We start from the raw sequence: 19,883 nt of genomic DNA, 5'->3' as shown, positions 1-19,883 counted from the left end.
GTAAAAGTACCAGGAGGTGCCAAATGGGTGAACTTCAAGAGGATGTAAAAGGATCCAATAGGCTCGGATGTGAAATCAGCGAAGATTCTCGAAATCCATTATTGCCAATATTGAGCATGTGCCAATGGCATCATCCTAATGAGGATATGAGCATTCTTCATAGAGCTTATGATCGTGCTGTAAAGCAGCATACAGGTCAAAGACGCAAATCTGGTGAGCCATACATTATTCATCCTCTTGCTGTAGCTCAAATTCTTGCAGATCTTGGAATGGGACCAATTGTTGTTGCTTCAGGATTATTACACGACACTGTAGAAGATACAGATTACACGCTAGAAGAATGTCGAGCTGAATTTGGCGATACTGTAGCAGGTCTTGTAGATGGTGTTACAAAAATATCCAACATGGAATATGGCGAAAGTGCTCAAGCAGAAACTATTCGTAAGATGGTTGTTGCAATGAGCCGCGATGTGCGAGTGCTTGTAGTAAAGCTTGCGGATCGTTTGCACAATGCTCGCACTTGGAGGTATGTTAAGCCATCAAGTTCACATAAAAAAGCAAGAGAAACTCTTGACGTATATGCGCCTCTTGCTAATCGTTTAGGTATGAATGCAATTAAAACTGAACTTGAAGAGCTGAGTTTTAAAGTACTGTATCCAAAAATTTATAATGAAATTGTTGTTTTAGTTGCTCGTAGAGCAGGTCAGCGCGAAGTTTATTTACGACAAATTCTTGAAGAAATTAATGCAGATCTTGCAGAACAACACGTTAAAGCATCAGTAAAAGGTCGACCAAAAGATTATTTCTCTATTTACCAAAAGATGATCGTTCGAGGTCATGATTTTGCTAATATTTACGATTTAGTTGGCGTGAGAATAATAGTCGATTCTATTCGTGACTGTTATGCAGCATTAGGTGCAGTGCATGCTCGATGGAGCCCTGTTCCAGGACGTTTTAAGGATTACATTGCAACTCCAAAGTTGAATATGTATCAAAGCTTGCATACTACAGTTGTAGGCCCTGGTGGAAAGCCAGTAGAGATTCAAATACGCACATGGGATATGCATAGGCGTGCTGAATTTGGTATCGCAGCGCATTGGAAGTACAAAGCTAATGGTCAGGCTGGTCGCGCTTTAAGTAAGCCTGATAATGATGATTTAAAACGCGAAAATAATATTGATGACAAAAAAGAGCTTAGCGAAGCAGATAATCTTAAGTGGATTCAACAGCTTGCTGATTGGACTAGTGAGACTCCAGATTCAGATGAATTCTTAGGTTCATTAAAGCAAGATCTTGGTGCTTCTGAAGTTTATGTTTTTACTCCAAAGGGGAGTATTGTTGCGCTTCCGCAGGATGCAACTCCTGTTGATTTTGCATATTCTGTGCATACTGAAGTTGGTCATCGCATGATGGGTGCTCGTGTAAATGGACGTTTAGTTCCTCTTGATACGAAGCTTTCAAACGGTGACACTGTAGAGGTACTTACTTCAAAGTCGGATACAGCTGGACCATCACGCGATTGGCTGAGTTTTGTAAAATCTCCTCGTGCTCGAAATAAAATACGTCAATGGTTTAGCAAGGAACGCCGCTCTGAGGCGATTGAAGAGGGCAAGGATGAGCTAACTCGCGCTATGCGTAAACGTAACTTGCCTTTAACTACTTTGATGACGCAGCAGGCATTAATTGGCGTTGCTGATGAATTGAATTTGCCTACTAATGTTGAGTCTTTATATGCGGCTATTGGCGAAGGCCAAGTTTCTACACAGAATGTTATTTCGCGTTTAGTAAAAGATGCGGGCGCTGATGAAGTTGCAGAAGAAGTAGAACAAGAAGCATTGCCTTTACGTCATGTTGAGCGCAGCCATAAGTCTAACGGCGCTTTGGGAGTATCAGTTAAGGGTGTTGGAGACGTTTGGGTAAAGCTTGCAAAATGTTGCATGCCAGTTCCAGGAGATATGATTATTGGTTTTATAACACGAAACCAAGGTGTGTCTGTGCATAGGACTGACTGCCAGAACATGCTCGATTTGCAAAAAACTCAATCAGAGCGCGTTATTCCTGTTCAATGGACTAGCGATAAAGGCTTGTTCTTGGTTAAGGTCCAAGTTGAAGCATTGGATCGACAACATCTTCTTTCGGATGTTACTCGCGTTCTTTCAGATCATGGAGTAAATATTCTTTCCGGAACTATTGCTACAGGCGATGACCGTGTTGCAACAAGTCAATTTACCTTTGAAATGGCAGATCCTCAGCACTTAGCAACTCTACTTGCTGCTATCCGTAAAATTGAAGGCGTTTTTGACGTTTACCGCATTACGGGAGCAAAAGATAGCGCAGAGCCGCGTTTGCGAAAAATGGAACGAGGAGATTTATAAAAGATGGGCACCCCAGCTTTGGAGTGCCCATCTTCGTTTTTGCGCAAATAGTATTTGTTTAATGTAATAAATACGAAAAACGCTTAATTTCAGGCAGTGACAGCCTTCTTCAACAAGGAGCCAGCAGAAATACGTACACCGTAAGAAGCTGGAATCTTGATTGTTTCACCGGTACGCGGGTTGCGGCCAGTGCGCTCAGCACGCTTTACGCGTTCTGCGGAGAACAGACCAGTAAGCTTCAAACCTTCACCGGACTGTAAAGCCTCAACGAACACATCCTGGAATGCGTTGACGGCGGCTTCGGCCTGTGCCTTGGTCAGGTTGGACTTCTGTGCGATCTTAGAAACGAGATCAGACTTGTTGTATGCCATGCAGCATCCTTTGTGTCAGGGGACCTTCTCTTCAAAGGTCACGTTCATACTAGATACTAGTACATTTTCCCTACAAATGTAGCCATTTTTGCATTTTTTCTTAATATTTTTATTTATTTTTTGTTATTTTTTATTTAAAACATACTCGTATTAAATCAGATACGATATTTGCTAATAAAAATACACAAATGTTTGTAAATCTCACTTATATAAGCTCATTATTGCTAAGCCACTTCATTGCAAACGCGCCTAACGGAATTCTTAACCAGTAGAACATAAGTCTATACAGAAGGGTGGCAGACAAAGCAACTGTTGGAGGAACACCTACAGATGTAAAAGCGAAAGTAAGAGAAGCTTCGACAGCACCCAAGCCGCCTGGTGTAGGCACTGCCGATCCAGCAGCGTTAGCAAGTAAGAATAGTAAGATTGTTTCCCAAGGATTTGCGTAATATCCAAATGCAAGTAAAGAAATCCAATAACCCAATCCAATGCATGAAACAAGCACAATAGCACCGAAAGAGCCCGCAATAAGTTGCATAGGATGTGAAATAAGTTCCTTAATTTGACGACCGTAATCAGATAATATTGGCAAATAATGTTTGCGAATTGTTTTACGAGCGGACGGGATAACCATTAAAACACAAACTATAAGAGTGATTATTCCAATGAAAGTAATGAGCATATGAGTAGGAATCATTCCAGAAAGCACATTTTTACCGGTGAAAACGCCTATAGAAAGTAATACTAAAGTTGTCATTAATGCTTGAATAAGCCATACTGCACTAGTAATTGCTGTAGCTTGAGCCGGAGTGTACCCGTTTTTCTTTAATAATTGCATATTTACAAATGCAGGACCAACACCAGCAGGCATAGAAACTGCTGTGAAACCAGAAGCTGCTTGAGATGCAAACAAAACATGTGCAGAAGGTTTTTGATCATCCATGAATGAGCCGAGAGTAATTGCAGATCCAATCCAAGCAAACATGCTGCAAGCAAAGCACATAAATACCATTACATTATCTGCGTGACGCAAGGCAGCAAATATTTCCTGAGGATGCCACTGTGTAGCGATAACAGCAACAGCAACAATTGAAAGAACTAAGCTAACAAAGAAACGTATATTGAAACGAGCTAAACGCACAGTATCATAATCTTCTTCATCTGTGCTTAAAGCAACTGTTTCACTTAGCTTATTGCAAAGATTTTGGAAAACTTTTTTATTCCAAGATGGCAAAGATCTCGTAGAAGCAGGAATAGCGGCTTTTTGCATAAAAGGCAATAGCGCAGATAACTTTTCTACACCCCATGTGTTAATAGCAGCTTTAAGAGCAGTGTCAATATCTGTGCAAGATGCAATAAGCGTTAAAAGCTGAACTTTATCAAGTGCAATATTTGTATCATCGCTGGCAACATCGCCATTTTGCCAACCTGCAATAACTGGGGTTCCATCTTCAAGCCTAGCAATAGTTTCAGGAGTGATGCGTCTATGCGTAATACCGCGAGTATTAGCCGCATCGACATAACGCATTAATTTTGCTGCATCATCAATAGTTAAAGTGTTCAAATTACAAGGCAGCAGAGCGTTAGAAGCATGAAAAACCATTATTGAAGATTTATCACTGTCGCTTACTCCATAAACATTCGCTGTTGGTAAATGCATATTTCGTAAAACAAGAAGCATAGAAAGATGGTGATGAACAGAATGCCTAGCAGAACGATCTCTACGAGTCGGTATATCTACTAAACGCACCCACTGCCATAATTGATTTAAATAACCTGGTAAATGAACTTGATTATCTAATACTGAAATTACATAACGTATGCCGTGAATGTCTGTTGCATCATACAATCTTGAATTTTCAATTAAATCGTCATCAAGACTTGAACGAAGAACTCCAGTATGATCAGCTTGCTGAGTTCTACGAGTTAATTGAGTAAGATTATCTATGCCAATATTTTTTAAAGCAAGAACAATATCGTCACCCCAAGCACCCTTACTGCGTGTGCCTTTTGCGAAACGAATAAGCGTACCAATTGCTCTTCCTAAGCAGCATGATACAAGAACAGCGGAGTAGGAGTCCCAAGATGAAAATAGAAGTATTGCTGTAACAATGAATAAAGCATTCCAGCCCCACATTACATGCTTATATTCGCGTCTAGGACCACTAACTGTAAGAAAAGCAACTAGAACAGCATACATGTCTGGAAGCAAATCAGCCCAAGTGTTATTGGACCGCATTTGTAAAGATTCAATCAAAGCTATATTGTGTGTAGAAAATATCGCAATAGATAACAGCCATACTGAACCATAACTTATAAACAGTGTAATAACAGAAATAGCGGTATCAATCCAACGCCTGTCAGAAACCATGTGTGCAATAACTTCTGCAACAACAATGAGAGTAAGACCTTGCTGTATCAGAACAAATGAAAGATTATTAAAAGATAATCCTATAATTTGAGTAGCACTTCGTGCATCAATCTTCATAGCATCAGCCGTTGCTGACAAACACATTGACGACAACAAAGTAAAAACGCCAATTACAACTGATGATATTGCATACAACAAATCAGCCCAACTACGTACTAAGCTAGGCTGAGTATCTTCAATAACAAGATTTGGATTTATGCTAGATTGCATCGCTTTACCGTCTACTTAATCAATAAAGTCCACCAATCGTGAAGCAAATCCAGTGTAAGATTCTGGTGTCATTGCTTGCAAACGAGCTGCAGTATTGGCATCAAAGCTACGAGATTTAATGAATTCTTCTACGTCACTTTGTGAAATATGGTGACCGCGCATTAATTCTTTTACTTGCTCATATGGTCGTTCCATACCAGGTACGCCAGCAATTTCTTCAGCACGCATTGCTGTTTGAATTGGCTCTCCAAGAACTTCCCAATTTTCGTCTAATTCTTTTGCCATAAATTCTTTATTAGGATGAATAGACTTCAAACCGCCTAAAAGATTATTCAAAGCAAGAAGAGCATAACCGAAAGCTGAGCCAACATTCCTTTGAGTAGTAGAGTCTGTAAGATCACGCTGCCAGCGGCTTTCAGTAAGAGTTGCACATAATGTGTCAAACAGTGAGCAAGAAATCTCAAGATTAGCTTCAGCGTTCTCAAAACGAATAGGGTTAACCTTATGAGGCATAGTAGAAGATCCTGTAGCTCCCTTTACAGGAACTTGCACAAAAATACCCCTAGAAATATACATCCATACGTCAACTGCAAGATTATGCAAAATATGGTTTATGTGACTTACAGTGCTATAAAGTTCAGCTTGCCAATCGTGGCTTTCAATTTGAGTTGTTAATGGATTCCATTGAAGACCCATTCTATTTTCAACAAACTCTTGAGATACGCTAATCCAATCAACTTCTGGGAAAGCAGCTAAATGAGCTCCAAAAGTTCCTGTAGCACCATTCAACTTTCCTAAATACTCTTGATTATCAAGATGACGAAGTTGACGACGTAAACGATATGCAAACACTGCCAATTCCTTACCCAAAGTAGTTGGAGTAGCAGGCTGACCATGAGTTAACGAAAGCATAGATAAATCTCTATATTCGTTAGCATTCTTAACTAAATAATCAACTATCCCTTCTAAATTCGGACGATAAACGTTTAAAACAGCTTGCTTTACGCAACGCGCAATAGAAAGATTATTAATATCTTCACTTGTGCATGAAAAATGTACTAAAGTTTTTAAATTTGAAAGCTCAGTAGCATGACCAAGCTTATTCTCTGCTTCGTCTAACGCATCGTCAATGTAGTATTCAACAGCTTTAACATCGTGATGAGTAATAGCCTCATGCGCAGCATGACGAGCAATTCCTTCAGCATCAAAATTTTCAGGAATAGAACGCAAATATGAGCATTCTTCATCAGTTAAAGGATTAACACCCTTAACAATTGGCTGGAATTGATTAGCTTCATAACCATTTGCGAGAAGAATCATCCACTCAACTTCTACACGCATGCGCTCGCGATTTAACGCAGGTTCGCTTAAATATTCAACGAGTGCGGATGTTTGATTATGATAACGTCCATCGAGAGGAGTCAGAGCTATTGCAGGAGAAATATCGGTAAGCTTCATAGTTTAAGGTTACATCATGCTGCGAATTAGCTTAATTTTACTCAATAAGAATTTAATTATTTTATTTTTTTCATTATTCCTTGCCACAATGTAGTACTTTGCAATTTGCCATTAATAGTATTCTGAAAATGTTGATCTTGCTCGCGCACACTTTTAGATCCGAGTTGAAGAGCATCTTCATAAGCTGCAGTATGGTAATGCAAATCATGAGTTAAAGTTCCTTCTTCTGGAACATCATTAACGAATATTCCGTCATTATCGAATTTTTTAATCGAATATTGTTTGCCAGAAAAACGCGTAACTCCAGGAGGTAAAGAACGCTTAGATTCTTTAACATGAATTGCATGCCCATGAATAGTCACCCAATTATTTCTACGAGGATTCTCCTTGCCATCTAAAGATGGTACAATCTCATCGTCCATCTCAATACTAGTAACCCAAGTCTTCTTAGGAATTGGATGATTTGCAATAGGAGATCCAGCAGTAACAACATGCTGTATGTTGTACTGTTTAGAGTAATCGCTTGCAATGCTTGCTGCAACAATGCCTCCCTGAGAATGGCCTACTAAAGCAACAGGCTCGTTAGGCTTAATTCCAGAACGTTTCATAGCTTCTACAACCATTCGAGTGCTATCAGCTTGTTTTCTCATTAAAGAACTATGACTCATTACTTCTGCGTTTTGTGCCCAACCAAAAGGAGAGTGTGCTTTACCGTCAGTTCCTGGAATTATTACTAACCATGACGAACTGCCATCGCTGCGCTTAAAACGTTGAATTGCAATAGTAGCAGCATCTGGATTAACAAGTGGTGGCCTAACGCCCAAATTTCCGCTTCCAAGTTCCGTTAAATTTTCTAAAGTTTCAAGCAGATTACGTCCAGGTCTAGCAAGAACAGATCCAGGTTTTCTCCACGTCTCATTTACTTTAGTGAGAAGTAAATTATTACCTTGCTTTCGATCATTAATAGGCGCGCTTACGAAGCTAAGAGCACTAGAAATAAATGGAATAGCTTGTGATAAATATTTTTGAGCATTGGATAAAAAGTTTAGTGAGGTTTCACGCTCTTTTTTATTTATGGGGCCTTTCGCATTTCCGGCAATAAATATTGGCAAACTTGTAATAGGATTTAAAATAAGGTGCTGCGATAAACCTCGAATAATTCCTTGTTGCATACTCTTAGTTGCGTAGGACCATTTAGCAAGATATTGGAAACCTGAATGATTTTTATCATCTTGTTTGACAACAAGACTTGCGGACAATAAAACGTGTAAAGCAAAAATAGGGTTTGCAAGAGCCAAGAAAGAAATTTTATTGTCTAACTCGTCTTTTGCACGAAATTCTGCATCTTCATATAAATTATTTGCTCTTACAATAAGAAAAGCAAGATTTTCTAAATTTTGAGACATTAAATAACATTTATGAGCATACTCATGACATATGCTTTCAGTTAAAAATGATTGCGAAGAATCATGAATATATGCTCCTGATTCTTTTTGTATACCATAATTTTGACCGGCAATAACCATCGCTGCATTAAGCCATAAATTTTTTAGCGTAAGCAATTCTTTAGCAACATTGTTGAGTTTTCTGGAAAAACTAATATACGCTTCTCTATCAGCAACGCTAAGCGTCATTCCACCTACAACAGAGGACTTAACTTTCCAAGACATACTATATTCCTCCGCGAATGTTATATAACGCATACGCTTGTGCGGAAATATTTTTCATACTATGACGAAAATGTTCGGCTGCAAGCCCTTGCCAATCTTCTAATTCAGTCGCTGCGGATTCTGCTATAACGCAGCGAGCGCACTCTTGAGTGCGTTGTATAAGCCATTGCCATTCGTAATATGTGTGCATAATCGTTATTACACACGTTCATTAATAAAAAGTCACTAAAAAATATTCAATGTGGTTAAAAGGTTATTCAATGCTTATTGCTTCGCTTATAACCAATCTTGAAGATTTAATTACCAAGGCTTATTGCTGCTTTCATCAGTTTTAGTACGTTTTTCTGTCTTTTCTAAACCTTGCTGGTCTTCTTGATCCTGTGAATATTTAGAATCCACATGATCGTTCTGTTTTAGCAAGTTTTCAACTTTATTGCGCTGAGTATTGTCCAACTGAGGCTTAGACGAATCTGACTGCTTTTTATCTTTAGAAGAATTGTCAGAATTATCGTTTTTAAAATGATTGTTATGCTTTTCCGGTTTCTGTTGCTTATTAGTATTGTTTTGATTCTGCTTTAATTTTTCTGTTAACTTTCTTGATAATTCAGCATTTTTGTCAATACTATTTCGAAGTTGAGGAAGCAGCATCATTTCTTGAGATTTAGCATCATCAAATTGAGCATCAGTTTGCTGTTGCTGAGTTAAAAGCACATTCTTGTCGCTATCGATACTCTTGGCAGATTTTATGTTAGAAATAAGGCTATCAGTAGCAGCATTATATGCGTATTGTGCTCTCCAATTTACGATAGCAAAATACGCTATTAATATCGCAATAATCAAGAACAAGAATGTAACAATGCGAATAACTGTGCGACTAGACATGTGCTTCATACTAATTTCCTTGAAGTTATAAACCACGACATTAATTCCCAAATTAAAAGTATCGACGCAAATATTGCAAACGGCCAAATAATTGGTTCAGGTCTCAAACGAGGCTTTGCTGTCTCGTTCATTCTCCATTGGTGTGAAAGAATTGGTTTTGCTTCGTCTCCAAATGTTACATTTAAAGATGAGTGCATATACTTGCCGCTAAGCTCATCGGCAATATTTCGTAAGTTCTTTTCATCAAGCTTTGAAATGCCAGGATTGCCCGTAGCAGGATCAATAACCCATTGATTAGAGGTATTGTTTTCGCTGTAGTCGTCAAGTTGCAGCTGTGTTTTTTCCAAAGGTATTTTAGCTCCTTTAGATGAGCCTATTCCAATAACAAATGCGTTAGTAATATAAGCTCTGAGCGATGAAAATGTGCGGCGCTTCCGTTGAGTTGTTTCCTCACCGTCGCTTATAACATACAAAACTGTTGTGTCATCTGGATGAGCATCATGTATAGCTTTTGCAGTAAGCAAAGTTTGATCTATAGGTGCGTCAAGACTAGTTCCAGTAGCTACGCTAGTTGGCTCAGTTCGTAGAGTATTTATCCAATTGTCAACTGCTCTAGCATCAGGCGTCAATGGGACATCAACAGACGTAGAAGCACCAAAAGAAATAGCAGCAAAACTTGAGTTAGCATAGGATTTTGTTATTTGATGAATAATATTCCTTGCTGCTTCAATACGCTCAATCTTACTATTTTTTGCATAATCAGCGTCTTTTGCTCTCATTGAACCTGTTATATCTAGAGCAATAATCACGTTTGTTGCATTTACTGCTCTTTGTAAAGTTGAACGCATAATACTTGGAGATAGCACGCAAATTATTAACATTATACATATGCCAATACGTCTTAATCTCATGCAAAAAGTTTCATCACTTGATTCAGGTTTCCTGCGTATAGGCACAATTTCAAAAAACATTGCTGCCAACAAAACCAATATTGCAATAATCGCAATAATCCAACCATATGATGGAGAAAAAACCAACTGACCTGCTTGAGAAGTGTCAGAAGCTTCAGTTTTAGCATGTGCAAACAGTAGGGTAGTAGCAGAAAATAGTGTTGTTGTCATCGCTTCATCCTCTTTGCAATAGCTAGCCAAATCACAACGCTAAACACAGTAAACAAAACCCAAAGACCAGGATCGTCACTAAATGCAGACTGAGCAGCGCCTTGAGGAATTGCTGTATGTCTTTTTTCAATTTCTTTTACTAAATTAATAACGGAATCAGAATTGCGTTGAGACAGGAAAATTCCACCATGAGATTCAATAAGCCGTTTCATTTCTAATGTAGTGTCATCATTCTCATTCTGTTTTGCGCCAGAATATAACCCATCGACAGTAATTTTAGCCTGCTTTGTTAAATCTAAAGCTTGCTTTAATGAGTAAGTTTGTTTTCCAGAAACAACATTATCTGTAGCAAGAACAATAGAAGAACTTCTATTAAAACGGCTTTGTATTTTATGGTTATTATGAGCAGAACCATAAATAAAACCTGGAAGCATTGCTGCGCAACTAACTAAACCGTCTCCAATAAGCGATGTTGCGTTTTTGCGATTTTGAGTTCCTTCAAGCCAGTCAGAAATTTCTTGATATTGACGTTGTTGTAAACGATTAATGCGACTTTGCGATTGAACTCCGCCAAGCAAATTTGCAGCATATTGCAATTGTTTTTTAGCCAATCGATAGTCGTCAGTCAGTGGAAAAACTGTCCTAGATGTGGAGTTAAAAATGCTCAATCCAATGCGTTCACCCTGAAAATGCTCAATAAAATTAAGATACGCTTGAATCACTTCGCGATCATATGGTAGAGCAGAACCTGAAACGTCTAAGCATAAAACAATGTCTCTAGAACTAACTTGCTCGTTCGCATTAAACACTCGTGCTGGCCTGGAAGCAACAGCAAGCGCACTGCACAAAGATACTACCAATGCAGCCGTAGCAAACCTTCTAAACATTCGCCACATATACCATGAATGACTAGTAGTAGTTCCTTGTAGATCATTGTCAAAAGTAAAAGTATAGAATTTTCGCGTAATATTACTAGTTTGACTCTTATACTTCTTTTTTAAAATATTGCTACGAATGGAATCTAAAATTAGTAAGACAGCAAAAATTGCTACAGAAACAACAACGCCTGCAACAAAAAGCAATGGCCATTGCCATCTCCATGGCCATATGTATTCCCAAACATTATTACTCATCAACGTTTGTCCTTCGTTTGCCAGCCTTCAAGCAATACTAAAACCCATTCAGCAGCCTGCTCAACAGTAGTATTTCGCGCTTGCTCGTTTGCTTTGCGATCAGCAAATTCTGGAGGATACAAAGCAGATATTGTTTGGCGTAACATATCAGCACCTTTTTTATTGCGCCATTTCAAGCGCAAAGAAGCCAATTCTCCCAAAGTGTGAGTTTGAATATCTTCACCGCTCATCTTCGAAATATAAGATCTAGCAATAGCCGCCAATTTTGCACAAGCCTGATCTTTAGTAAGTTCATTGTTATGATACTTCTCAACAATCGCATCAATATCTTTACGCCAAGCTTGTTTGTTTACATTATGAACGTGAACTGCTTCTGTAGAATTGCTACTTTCAGCTAATTTCTTTGGCTTTTTAAAAGAAAAATATAAAACCGCAAAAGCAATAAAGATAACAACAAGCGATGCAGAAAGTAGTATTAAAAAAAGCGTTTCATCATGTAAAGGCTTTTGAATATCTTCCAGGCTCATTCTATTCAACCTCCTTGCTAAATGAGTCAGCAAGATAATTTGTACGGCTCACTTTTTGCGCAGAAATATGGAAAACTTCTTCACTTGAAGAACCATGAATTATTGAAGATTGAACACCAAGCAGCATATCGTATAAAGCGTTTATCCTAATATTTCTACGAGCTTCAACTTCATTTTTATTTGATTCTTTTTTCAAAAACGCCGGTACTTTACGTAAAGTAATTCCATCAAATATTTGCAAATCAATTGCAGAATCAAAAGGATTAATAGGAGAAATAACAATAACAACAAGCTTATGGTTTTGCGTAATTTTGCGCAAAGATTCAGCGTTATGAGCTTGTAATGCATACTCATCAGTTATTAAAACTACCAGACCATTATTGTCAATATTTTTTAGTAGCGAAGTAAGCAACGCATCAATATCTCTGGTATTTTTACGAGTATTAAGCAACGTATAATCTAGATTTCGCTCAAAATCAGAAAAGTTGCTGGCAGCATGAACATTGATAGCATTTTTTCCATCTGCACACAACAACGAAACAGCATCATGACGTTTTAAACTCAAAGACGCAAAAAAGCATGCAGAATTAGACGCAACTTCATACAGAGATTCTCCAGAAACACAAGCTCCATTCATATTTATGCTTGTATCTAAAGCAATCCAAGTATGAGAAGACGAAGTACGCTCTCTAGAAGACACCATAGGCTGTCCAGTTCGAGCGCTCGCAGACCAGTTCATCATGCGAGCTTCATCTCCTGGCTGCCATGCGTGTATGTCAATAACATCACCTGTGCCAAAACGCCTGTGCGAAGGATGGTCTCCCTCTAATAAGCCTAAAGCTTTACGCGCAATAGGCAAATCAATTCGCTGATCCAAAAGCTCAATTTTGCGACGCACGGCTTTAGCAGGTTCAGATAATACTAACCGCTTCGTACGCATCATGGCACAGGAACCGTCTTAACTAATGCATCAATTACTTGATCTGTAGTAATAGAATCAGCTAAAGCTTCAAAAGTTAAAAGTATGCGATGCCTTAACACTTCATGCGCAAACGATTTAATATCTTCAGGTATCACATAATCGCGTCCAGAAAGTAAAGCGTGAGCTTGAGCAATACGAATAAGTGCAATTGATGCACGAGGGCTAGCTCCCATACGAACCAATGAATTAATCGTAGGAAGTGGATGCGTACCTTCACCGCGAGAAGTGGCAACAAGATCAACTACATACTTCATAACTGCTTCAGAAACGTGTATGTGACGCGCTGCAGTACGCATAAAAACAACATCTTGCAAACTTATGCGTTGAGTATTTAGCTTTGAAGGATCAACGACATCCGATCCTCGTTGAGTAAGTAATTGCAGCATACGAACTTCCTCGTCAGGATTAGGGTAAGTCATAACTGCTTTTACCATAAAACGATCCATCTGGGCTTCTGGAAGATTAAATGTTCCTTCTTCCTCAATTGGATTTTGCGTAGCAATAACCATAAATGGTTGAGGCAGAGGAATTCTTTCGCCTCCAATAGTTGTTGCTCCTTCTGCCATAGCTTCAAGCATTGCAGATTGAGTTTTTGCGTTTGAACGATTAATCTCATCCAACAAAATAACATTTGCATGGATAGGACCAATTTGCGTAGTAAAACGTTGGGAAGCAAAATCAAAAACTTGAGTACCAACTAAATCTGCTGGCATTAAATCCGGAGTACACTGCACACGACGGAAACTACCTGACATAGCTGTTGCAAGAGTTTGAGCAGCAGTAGTTTTTGCGAGACCTGGTACTGATTCAATAAGAATGTGTCCGCCTGCAATAAGAGTAAGGATAAGAGACTCTCGTAAAGCGTCTTGACCGACTAAGGTTTGTGCAAAACGTGCGCGCAAAATATTTGCAATTTGCTGGCAACGACGTATGTCATCACTCGAAATAGTTGCAGTAACTTGCGCACTTGTATTAGAAACAGCAGACGGCTGAGGTACAGCTGATCCAATGCCAAGCTTAGAAGCAATTGAAGTTTTATCGGTTAACGGTTTCTTCTGTGGTTGCGGTGGAAATAATGCCATAAGAGACATTTTAACCGATATGCAGTACTGACATGTTCAAAAATGGCATTTTTATTGTCTTTATAAGATAATTTGCAATATTTAAGACAATTAGATTTCTTGAGAATCTAGGGACCAATTAATCGGCGAAACTCCCATATTAATTAAGGCCTGATTAGCTCTTGAAAATGGATGCGATCCAAAGAATCCTCGCATTGCAGAAAGAGGGCTTGGGTGCGCTGATGTAATAAGAGTTGCATTCGTCAGCAAAGGAGCCAAACTTTGCGCATTACGACCCCATAAAATAGCTACAAGCGGCAATGGATTACCATTGCAATCAGTTCTATTGTTTAATGCTCGAATAGCTGCATCGGTTACAGGCTCCCAACCTTTTCCTTGGTGGCTATTTGCCTTACCAGCCTCAACAGTTAAACATCGGTTAAGAAGCATCACACCCTGCCTGGTCCACGGTGTTAGATCTCCACTCTTTGGAGTTTCTACGCCTAAATCGTTTACTAATTCTTTATAAATGTTTATGAGACTTTTTGGCAGTGGGCGCACTTTTGCAGCTGTGCAAAAACTTAAGCCTACTGGATGGCCCGGCGTTGGATATGGATCCTGGCCAACAATTAAAACTTTAATGCTTTTTAGTGGAATAGAAAAAGCACGCAAAATATTGTGGCTAGCAGGAAGAATATGATGTCCGCTTTCTATCTGCTCTCGCAAAAATACTCCCATTGCGCGTATTTGTGGCTCAACTGGCTTTAATGCTTCAGCCCAATCAGGATCCATTAGCTCGTTTAAAGGTTTAATATTTTGAGGATTCATATTGCTACTGTATGTCAAGGCATACCATAAAAGGAAATTAATTGTCAAGGCATACCATAAAAGGAAATTAATCAAATTTTCTAAATTTGTGCTTTGTGCTAAGCATTGGATAATATAGATTCATTGTTGTTTAAATGATCTTTTATAAGGAGTGCAATTATGGCGCGAAATAATCAGAACGTGTCGTATACGCCTGATGCTTTTGATGAGCCACCAGAGGGACCAGTTGGAGTTCATCGTGGAAATCCTGCGTGGTATGCCGTAATACTTCCTTATTTTGTTGCATTAATCATTGCGGCGGTTGTTGGCGTTTTGGTTTGGGCTATTGCTTCTGGTGAAATCTCACATCTTCCGTTGCCTTGGAACCATCAGCAACAATCATCTCAATCAGCATCTCCTACTAAGCCTTCTGAAAACAAAAAGTCTGCTAAAAGCGACGAAGATAAATCTTCTGAAGACGAAGATGATGACGACGATAATAATAAATCTGAAGAAAATAAATCAGATAAGAAAGATGCTGATGACTCTAAAGATAATTCAGCAAATGATTCTAAAGCACAAACTTCACTGGACAAATCAGTTGCTGTGAAAGTTCTTAACGCAACCAAGATAAGCGGTCATGCTGCTGCTGGTGCAGATAAGTTAAAGCAAGCAGGATACGCAAATGTGACAGCTGGAAATCCAACTGGTAAAGTCCCAAGCGAATCTGTTGTTTGGTATAAAGACGATTCCCAAAAAGCTGCAGCTGAAGATATTGCAAAGACTTTAGGTATTAGCGCTGTCGAAAACGAAAAAGAAATCGTTTCTCCGATTGTAGTTGTGCTTTGCAAGTAATATTTTTCGCATAAAAATAACCGGTTAGAATTATTTCTAACCGGTTTTTGTGTATAAACGCCAAAAAAGTTGGCACTCGGGTACATAGAGTGCTAATCTTCAAATTAGCACTCAAGCCTTGAGAGTGATAATAAGCAGCTGACGGCTTATTACTCAAGATTGCAGTGAAAAGTCCATAAATAACGTATGTGGAGGAATAATGGCAAAGATTATTGCCTATGAAGAGGACGCCCGTCAGGGTATGCTCGCAGGTCTTGATAAGCTTGCAGACACTGTTAAGGTTACACTTGGTCCAAAGGGTCGAAACGTTGTGCTTGACAAAGCCTACGGCGCTCCAACCATTACTAACGATGGTGTTTCTATTGCTAAGGAAATTGATCTTGAAGATCCATACGAGCGTATTGGCGCCGAACTTGTTAAAGAAGTAGCTAAGAAGACTGATGACGTTGCAGGCGACGGAACCACAACTGCTACTGTTTTGGCACAGTCTTTGGTGCATGAAGGTTTGAAGAACGTTGTTGCAGGAAGCAACCCAATTGCTCTTCGTCGCGGCATTGAAAAGGCTGCTGAAGCAATCGTTAAGGAATTGCTTGCTTCTGCAAAGGATGTTGAGACCAAGGAACAGATTGCTGCTACTGCTACGATTTCTGCAGCTGATCCTGAAGTTGGCGAAAAGATCGCTGAAGCTTTGGATAAAGTCGGTCAGGATGGTGTTGTCACAGTTGAAGACAACAACAAGTTTGGTCTTGACTTGGACTTCACTGAAGGTATGCGCTTTGATAAGGGTTATATTTCCCCTTACTTCGTCACTAACGCTGACGATCAAACTGCTGTTCTTGAAGATCCATACATTTTGCTCACTTCTGGCAAGGTTTCAAGCCAGCAGGATATCGTCCACATCGCTGAGCTTGTTATGAAGTCTGGTAAGCCATTGCTTATTATTGCTGAAGATGTTGATGGTGAAGCATTGCCAACGCTTGTTTTGAACAAGATTCGTGGAACTTTCAATACTGTTGCTGTTAAAGCTCCAGGATTCGGCGATCGTCGTAAGGCTATGCTCCAGGATATGGCTATTTTGACCGGTGCACAGGTTGTGTCCGACGATCTTGGTTTGAAGCTTGATTCAATCGATGCTTCTGTTTTCGGTCATGCAGCTAAGGTGATTGTTTCTAAGGATGAAACAACTATCGTTTCCGGTGCTGGCTCAAAGGAAGATGTTGATGCTCGCGTAGCTCAGATTCGCGCCGAAATTGAGAACACTGATTCTGATTACGATCGCGAAAAGTTGCAAGAGCGTCTTGCTAAGCTCGCTGGTGGCGTTGCTGTTATTAAGGTTGGCGCTGCTACTGAAGTCGAAGCTAAGGAACGCAAGCATCGCATTGAAGATGCAGTTCGTAATGCTAAGGCTGCCATTGAGGAAGGTTTGCTTCCAGGCGGTGGCGTAGCTTTGGTTCAGGCTGCTGCGAAGATTGAAAAGACACCAGCTATCACAGAGCTTAAGGGTGAAGAAGCTACAGGTGCTGCGATTGTGTTCCGTGCTGTAGAAGCTCCAATTAAGCAGATCGCTCAAAACTCTGGTGTTTCTGGAGACGTCGTTCTCAACAAGGTACGCGAACTTCCAGAAGGCGAAGGCTTCAATGCTGCAACTAACACTTACGAAGATTTGATGGCTGCCGGCGTTACTGACCCAGTTAAGGTAACTCGTTCTGCTCTACAGAATGCAGCTTCTATTGCTGGTTTGTTCTTAACTACTGAAGCTGTTGTTGCCAACAAGCCTGAGAAGGCAGCTGCTGCACCACAAGCTGGTGCCGACATGGGCTACTAAATAAAAAATAAAAGTGGCTCAAAAGTCTAAAACTCAATAGTTTAAGTAAATGGCGGCATGCTCAATGTAAGCGTGTCGCCATTTACTTTTTCATCACATTAATCAGCTCATCCCAAATAACGAAGTAGTTTGCGTTTCAGCATCAAGATACACTCCTGATGCATGTTGCATAGCTTGCTGAATTGCTTCTAGCGATTGTTCCATTTGTTGTTGCGCTGCTCGCCATTGCTGAGCGGTCGACGCAAATCGTGTAGCCGCCGATCCAGTCCACACGCTTTGTAATTGCTGTAAATTGGCATACATCCCGTTGACTGCATCTCTAATTGCACTAACCGAGGTTCCAACGGCTGCCGCAGCCTGCTGAATTTGCTCTGAATCAACTCGAAATTGTGCCATATTTCCCCTCCATTTGTTTTGCGTCTAAATAAACGCTTCTTTATAAATTATTTTTGCGAAACATTTCACATAAATTAAGCAAAGATTTTTATAATGGTACTTTTACTTGTGTGATGTCACGCTATTATGAATATATGCCATCAAAAAAGTACGAAAAAGATTTATGCGCCAATGTGGTTAAAAGCTTAGCTTGCACGCGCGTTGCAAATTTTAACTACCAGCATCTTCACTCAAAACTATTTTTAGCTAAACGCGTATTGCTTTTATTAATGGCATTTTTATTTAGTTTTTCTTTTATTCTTCCAACTCTTCCAATAAATTCGCTCATATTTTCACCTTTAAATGGAGTAAATACAATTAATGCATATGCTGAAAGTAATGAGCAAAATTCTGGAATAGTTGCAACAGACTCAATAACAGACACAGAAAATTTGCTTGGGGATTCTGTCAGTAAAGTTGCTGACATGATTGAGACAACAAAAAAGCGTACAGGGGTAAATGTTAGGCTCTTATATTTGTCTACTTTTGGAAATACAAAAAATCCATCAAAATGGGCTAGTGATTTGTTGATTAGTACGCTTCCAGCTAAAAATACTGTGCTGCTTGCACTAGCAACTCATGATGGAAGATTAGTTGTAGCTGTTTCACCTAATTCCGATGAATGGCTCAAAAATAAAAATACTGTAGACTCGTTATCCGATGCAGCTTATAAGCCATTAGTAAGCACAACTGGAACGCATTGGGATCAATCTGCAATAATGATGATGAAACAAATAATGCGTGCAAAACGTACGTCAACAACTTCTTCTGCAAGTCTTATTTCTACAATTATTATGCTATTAATATTGTTGGCATTATTCTCAATAGTCGCGATTATTCTGTTTAGAAAGAATCGCATACAACGTCAAATACTTGCTGGTGTTAGAAAAGCTCGTAGAAGGCACGCTCGTCACAGGTAGACAAAAAATATTCGATAACTTGTTTTATTTTCAGCAATTATTCAGGAAACATTCAGCTTGATAAGTGATGCTAATCAATATGAGTAAGAACGTTGAAGCATCTATTGTCGTGGTCGATGACGAGCCATCAATCCGTGAACTTTTGGTAGCATCTTTGCATTTTGCTGGGTTTGAAGTAGAAACTGCCGCATCCGGCTCAGAAGCTGTTGAAGTAATTGAACGAGTAAATCCGAATCTTATCGTTATGGATGTTATGCTCCCAGATATTGATGGTTTTACTGTTACGAGGCGTATTCGTCAAAATGGAATTAAAGTTCCCGTATTGTTCCTAACTGCAAGAGACGATACACAAGATAAAATTATGGGTCTAACTGTTGGTGGAGATGACTACGTTACAAAGCCATTCAGCTTGGAAGAAGTAGTGGCAAGAATACGAGCAATTCTTCGCAGAACACAAGAACCTGATGAAGAAACTCATATTATAAAAGTTGCAGATCTTGAGATTAATGAAGATTCTCATGATGTAACTCGATGCGGTATGCCAATCGAACTTAGCCCAACTGAATACAAACTACTTCATTATCTTATGGACAATGAAGGTCGAGTTCTGTCAAAAAGCCAGATTTTGAATCATGTATGGCAGTACGATTGGAGCGGAGACGCAGCGATAGTTGAATCTTATATTTCTTATTTAAGAAAGAAGATTGATGGCATTGAAATTACTGACGATTCAGGAAAGCCGCAAAAAGTAGTTCCTCTTATTGAAACTAAACGTGGCATCGGTTATATGATTCGAGAACCTAAGGCAGGTCAAGCCTGA

General features: G+C 39.4%; 17 protein-coding genes. 5 read left to right on the top strand and 12 right to left on the bottom strand.

The features are described 5' to 3' along the window. The first annotated feature begins 23 nt into the window (after positions 1–23). Positions 24–2,375, top strand: a complete 2,352-nt coding sequence (locus tag HXT26_RS02895; RefSeq protein ID WP_004119477.1) for a RelA/SpoT family protein — start codon at positions 24–26, stop codon at positions 2,373–2,375. Positions 2,376–2,464: 89 nt separating this feature from the next. Here the strand turns inward: HXT26_RS02895 and HXT26_RS02890 are convergent, their stop codons facing one another. From HXT26_RS02890 to HXT26_RS02840, 11 genes are all read right to left on the bottom strand, one after another. After that, entirely contained in the window at positions 2,465–2,746 is a 282-nt protein-coding gene (locus HXT26_RS02890; protein WP_004119480.1) for an HU family DNA-binding protein, read from the bottom strand. A 205-nt stretch (positions 2,747–2,951) separates the two neighbouring features. Next, the gene (locus HXT26_RS02885; protein WP_410297084.1) at positions 2,952–5,387 is read right to left on the bottom strand and encodes a lysylphosphatidylglycerol synthase transmembrane domain-containing protein; all 2,436 of its coding nucleotides are present in this window, start codon (positions 5,385–5,387) and stop codon (positions 2,952–2,954) included. A 15-nt stretch (positions 5,388–5,402) separates the two neighbouring features. After that, a complete protein-coding gene (purB, locus tag HXT26_RS02880; RefSeq protein WP_422111860.1) occupies positions 5,403–6,845 on the bottom strand; it encodes an adenylosuccinate lyase in 1,443 nt (480 codons plus the stop codon). A gap of 56 nt (positions 6,846–6,901) precedes the next feature. Further along, positions 6,902–8,515, bottom strand: coding sequence for an esterase/lipase family protein (locus HXT26_RS02875; protein WP_422111859.1), 1,614 nt, complete (start codon positions 8,513–8,515; stop codon positions 6,902–6,904). A 300-nt stretch (positions 8,516–8,815) separates the two neighbouring features. After that, positions 8,816–9,406, bottom strand: a complete 591-nt coding sequence (locus HXT26_RS02870) for a DUF6466 family protein (RefSeq protein WP_422111858.1) — start codon at positions 9,404–9,406, stop codon at positions 8,816–8,818. Beyond that, positions 9,403–10,518, bottom strand: a complete 1,116-nt coding sequence (locus HXT26_RS02865) for a vWA domain-containing protein (protein ID WP_174164382.1) — start codon at positions 10,516–10,518, stop codon at positions 9,403–9,405. The genes HXT26_RS02870 and HXT26_RS02865 overlap by 4 nt, the downstream gene beginning before the upstream one ends. Continuing rightward, a complete protein-coding gene (locus tag HXT26_RS02860) occupies positions 10,515–11,651 on the bottom strand; it encodes a vWA domain-containing protein (protein ID WP_117008798.1) in 1,137 nt (378 codons plus the stop codon). Before HXT26_RS02860 ends, HXT26_RS02865 begins: the two co-directional genes overlap by 4 nt. Beyond that, positions 11,651–12,178, bottom strand: coding sequence for a hypothetical protein (locus tag HXT26_RS02855; RefSeq protein ID WP_422112085.1), 528 nt, complete (start codon positions 12,176–12,178; stop codon positions 11,651–11,653). Before HXT26_RS02855 ends, HXT26_RS02860 begins: the two co-directional genes overlap by 1 nt. A gap of 1 nt (position 12,179) precedes the next feature. Further along, a complete protein-coding gene (locus HXT26_RS02850; RefSeq protein WP_422112084.1) occupies positions 12,180–13,121 on the bottom strand; it encodes a DUF58 domain-containing protein in 942 nt (313 codons plus the stop codon). Beyond that, positions 13,118–14,242 (bottom strand): AAA family ATPase, encoded by a 1,125-nt coding sequence (locus HXT26_RS02845; protein WP_415696182.1) that lies wholly within the window; start codon positions 14,240–14,242, stop codon positions 13,118–13,120. The genes HXT26_RS02850 and HXT26_RS02845 overlap by 4 nt, the downstream gene beginning before the upstream one ends. Before the next feature lie 90 nt (positions 14,243–14,332). Next, on the bottom strand, positions 14,333–15,049 hold the full coding sequence (locus tag HXT26_RS02840) for a uracil-DNA glycosylase (RefSeq protein ID WP_004106746.1): 717 nt from the start codon (positions 15,047–15,049) through the stop codon (positions 14,333–14,335). 159 nt (positions 15,050–15,208) lie between these two features. Here HXT26_RS02840 and HXT26_RS02835 point away from each other — a divergent pair, with 159 nt between their 5' ends. After that, a complete protein-coding gene (locus HXT26_RS02835) occupies positions 15,209–15,883 on the top strand; it encodes a LytR C-terminal domain-containing protein (protein ID WP_004106743.1) in 675 nt (224 codons plus the stop codon). A gap of 199 nt (positions 15,884–16,082) precedes the next feature. Continuing rightward, complete coding sequence (gene groL, locus HXT26_RS02830) at positions 16,083–17,708, top strand: chaperonin GroEL (RefSeq protein ID WP_004119509.1); 1,626 nt, start codon at positions 16,083–16,085, stop codon at positions 17,706–17,708. A gap of 102 nt (positions 17,709–17,810) precedes the next feature. Here the strand turns inward: groL and HXT26_RS02825 are convergent, their stop codons facing one another. After that, a complete protein-coding gene (locus tag HXT26_RS02825) occupies positions 17,811–18,104 on the bottom strand; it encodes a WXG100 family type VII secretion target (protein ID WP_422112083.1) in 294 nt (97 codons plus the stop codon). A gap of 53 nt (positions 18,105–18,157) precedes the next feature. Between HXT26_RS02825 and HXT26_RS02820 the strand changes: the two genes are divergently transcribed. After that, positions 18,158–19,063 carry a hypothetical protein gene (locus tag HXT26_RS02820; RefSeq protein WP_410295858.1) on the top strand — a complete coding sequence of 302 codons (906 nt, stop codon included), beginning with the start codon at positions 18,158–18,160 and terminating at the stop codon, positions 19,061–19,063. 79 nt (positions 19,064–19,142) lie between these two features. Further along, the gene (locus HXT26_RS02815; RefSeq protein ID WP_422112082.1) at positions 19,143–19,883 is read left to right on the top strand and encodes a response regulator transcription factor; all 741 of its coding nucleotides are present in this window, start codon (positions 19,143–19,145) and stop codon (positions 19,881–19,883) included.

It is taken from the genome of Gardnerella sp. DNF00497B (assembly GCF_049262725.1).
Lineage (GTDB): Bacteria > Actinomycetota > Actinomycetes > Actinomycetales > Bifidobacteriaceae > Bifidobacterium > Bifidobacterium leopoldii.
This window is presented reverse-complemented; position numbering and strand designations above follow the sequence as displayed.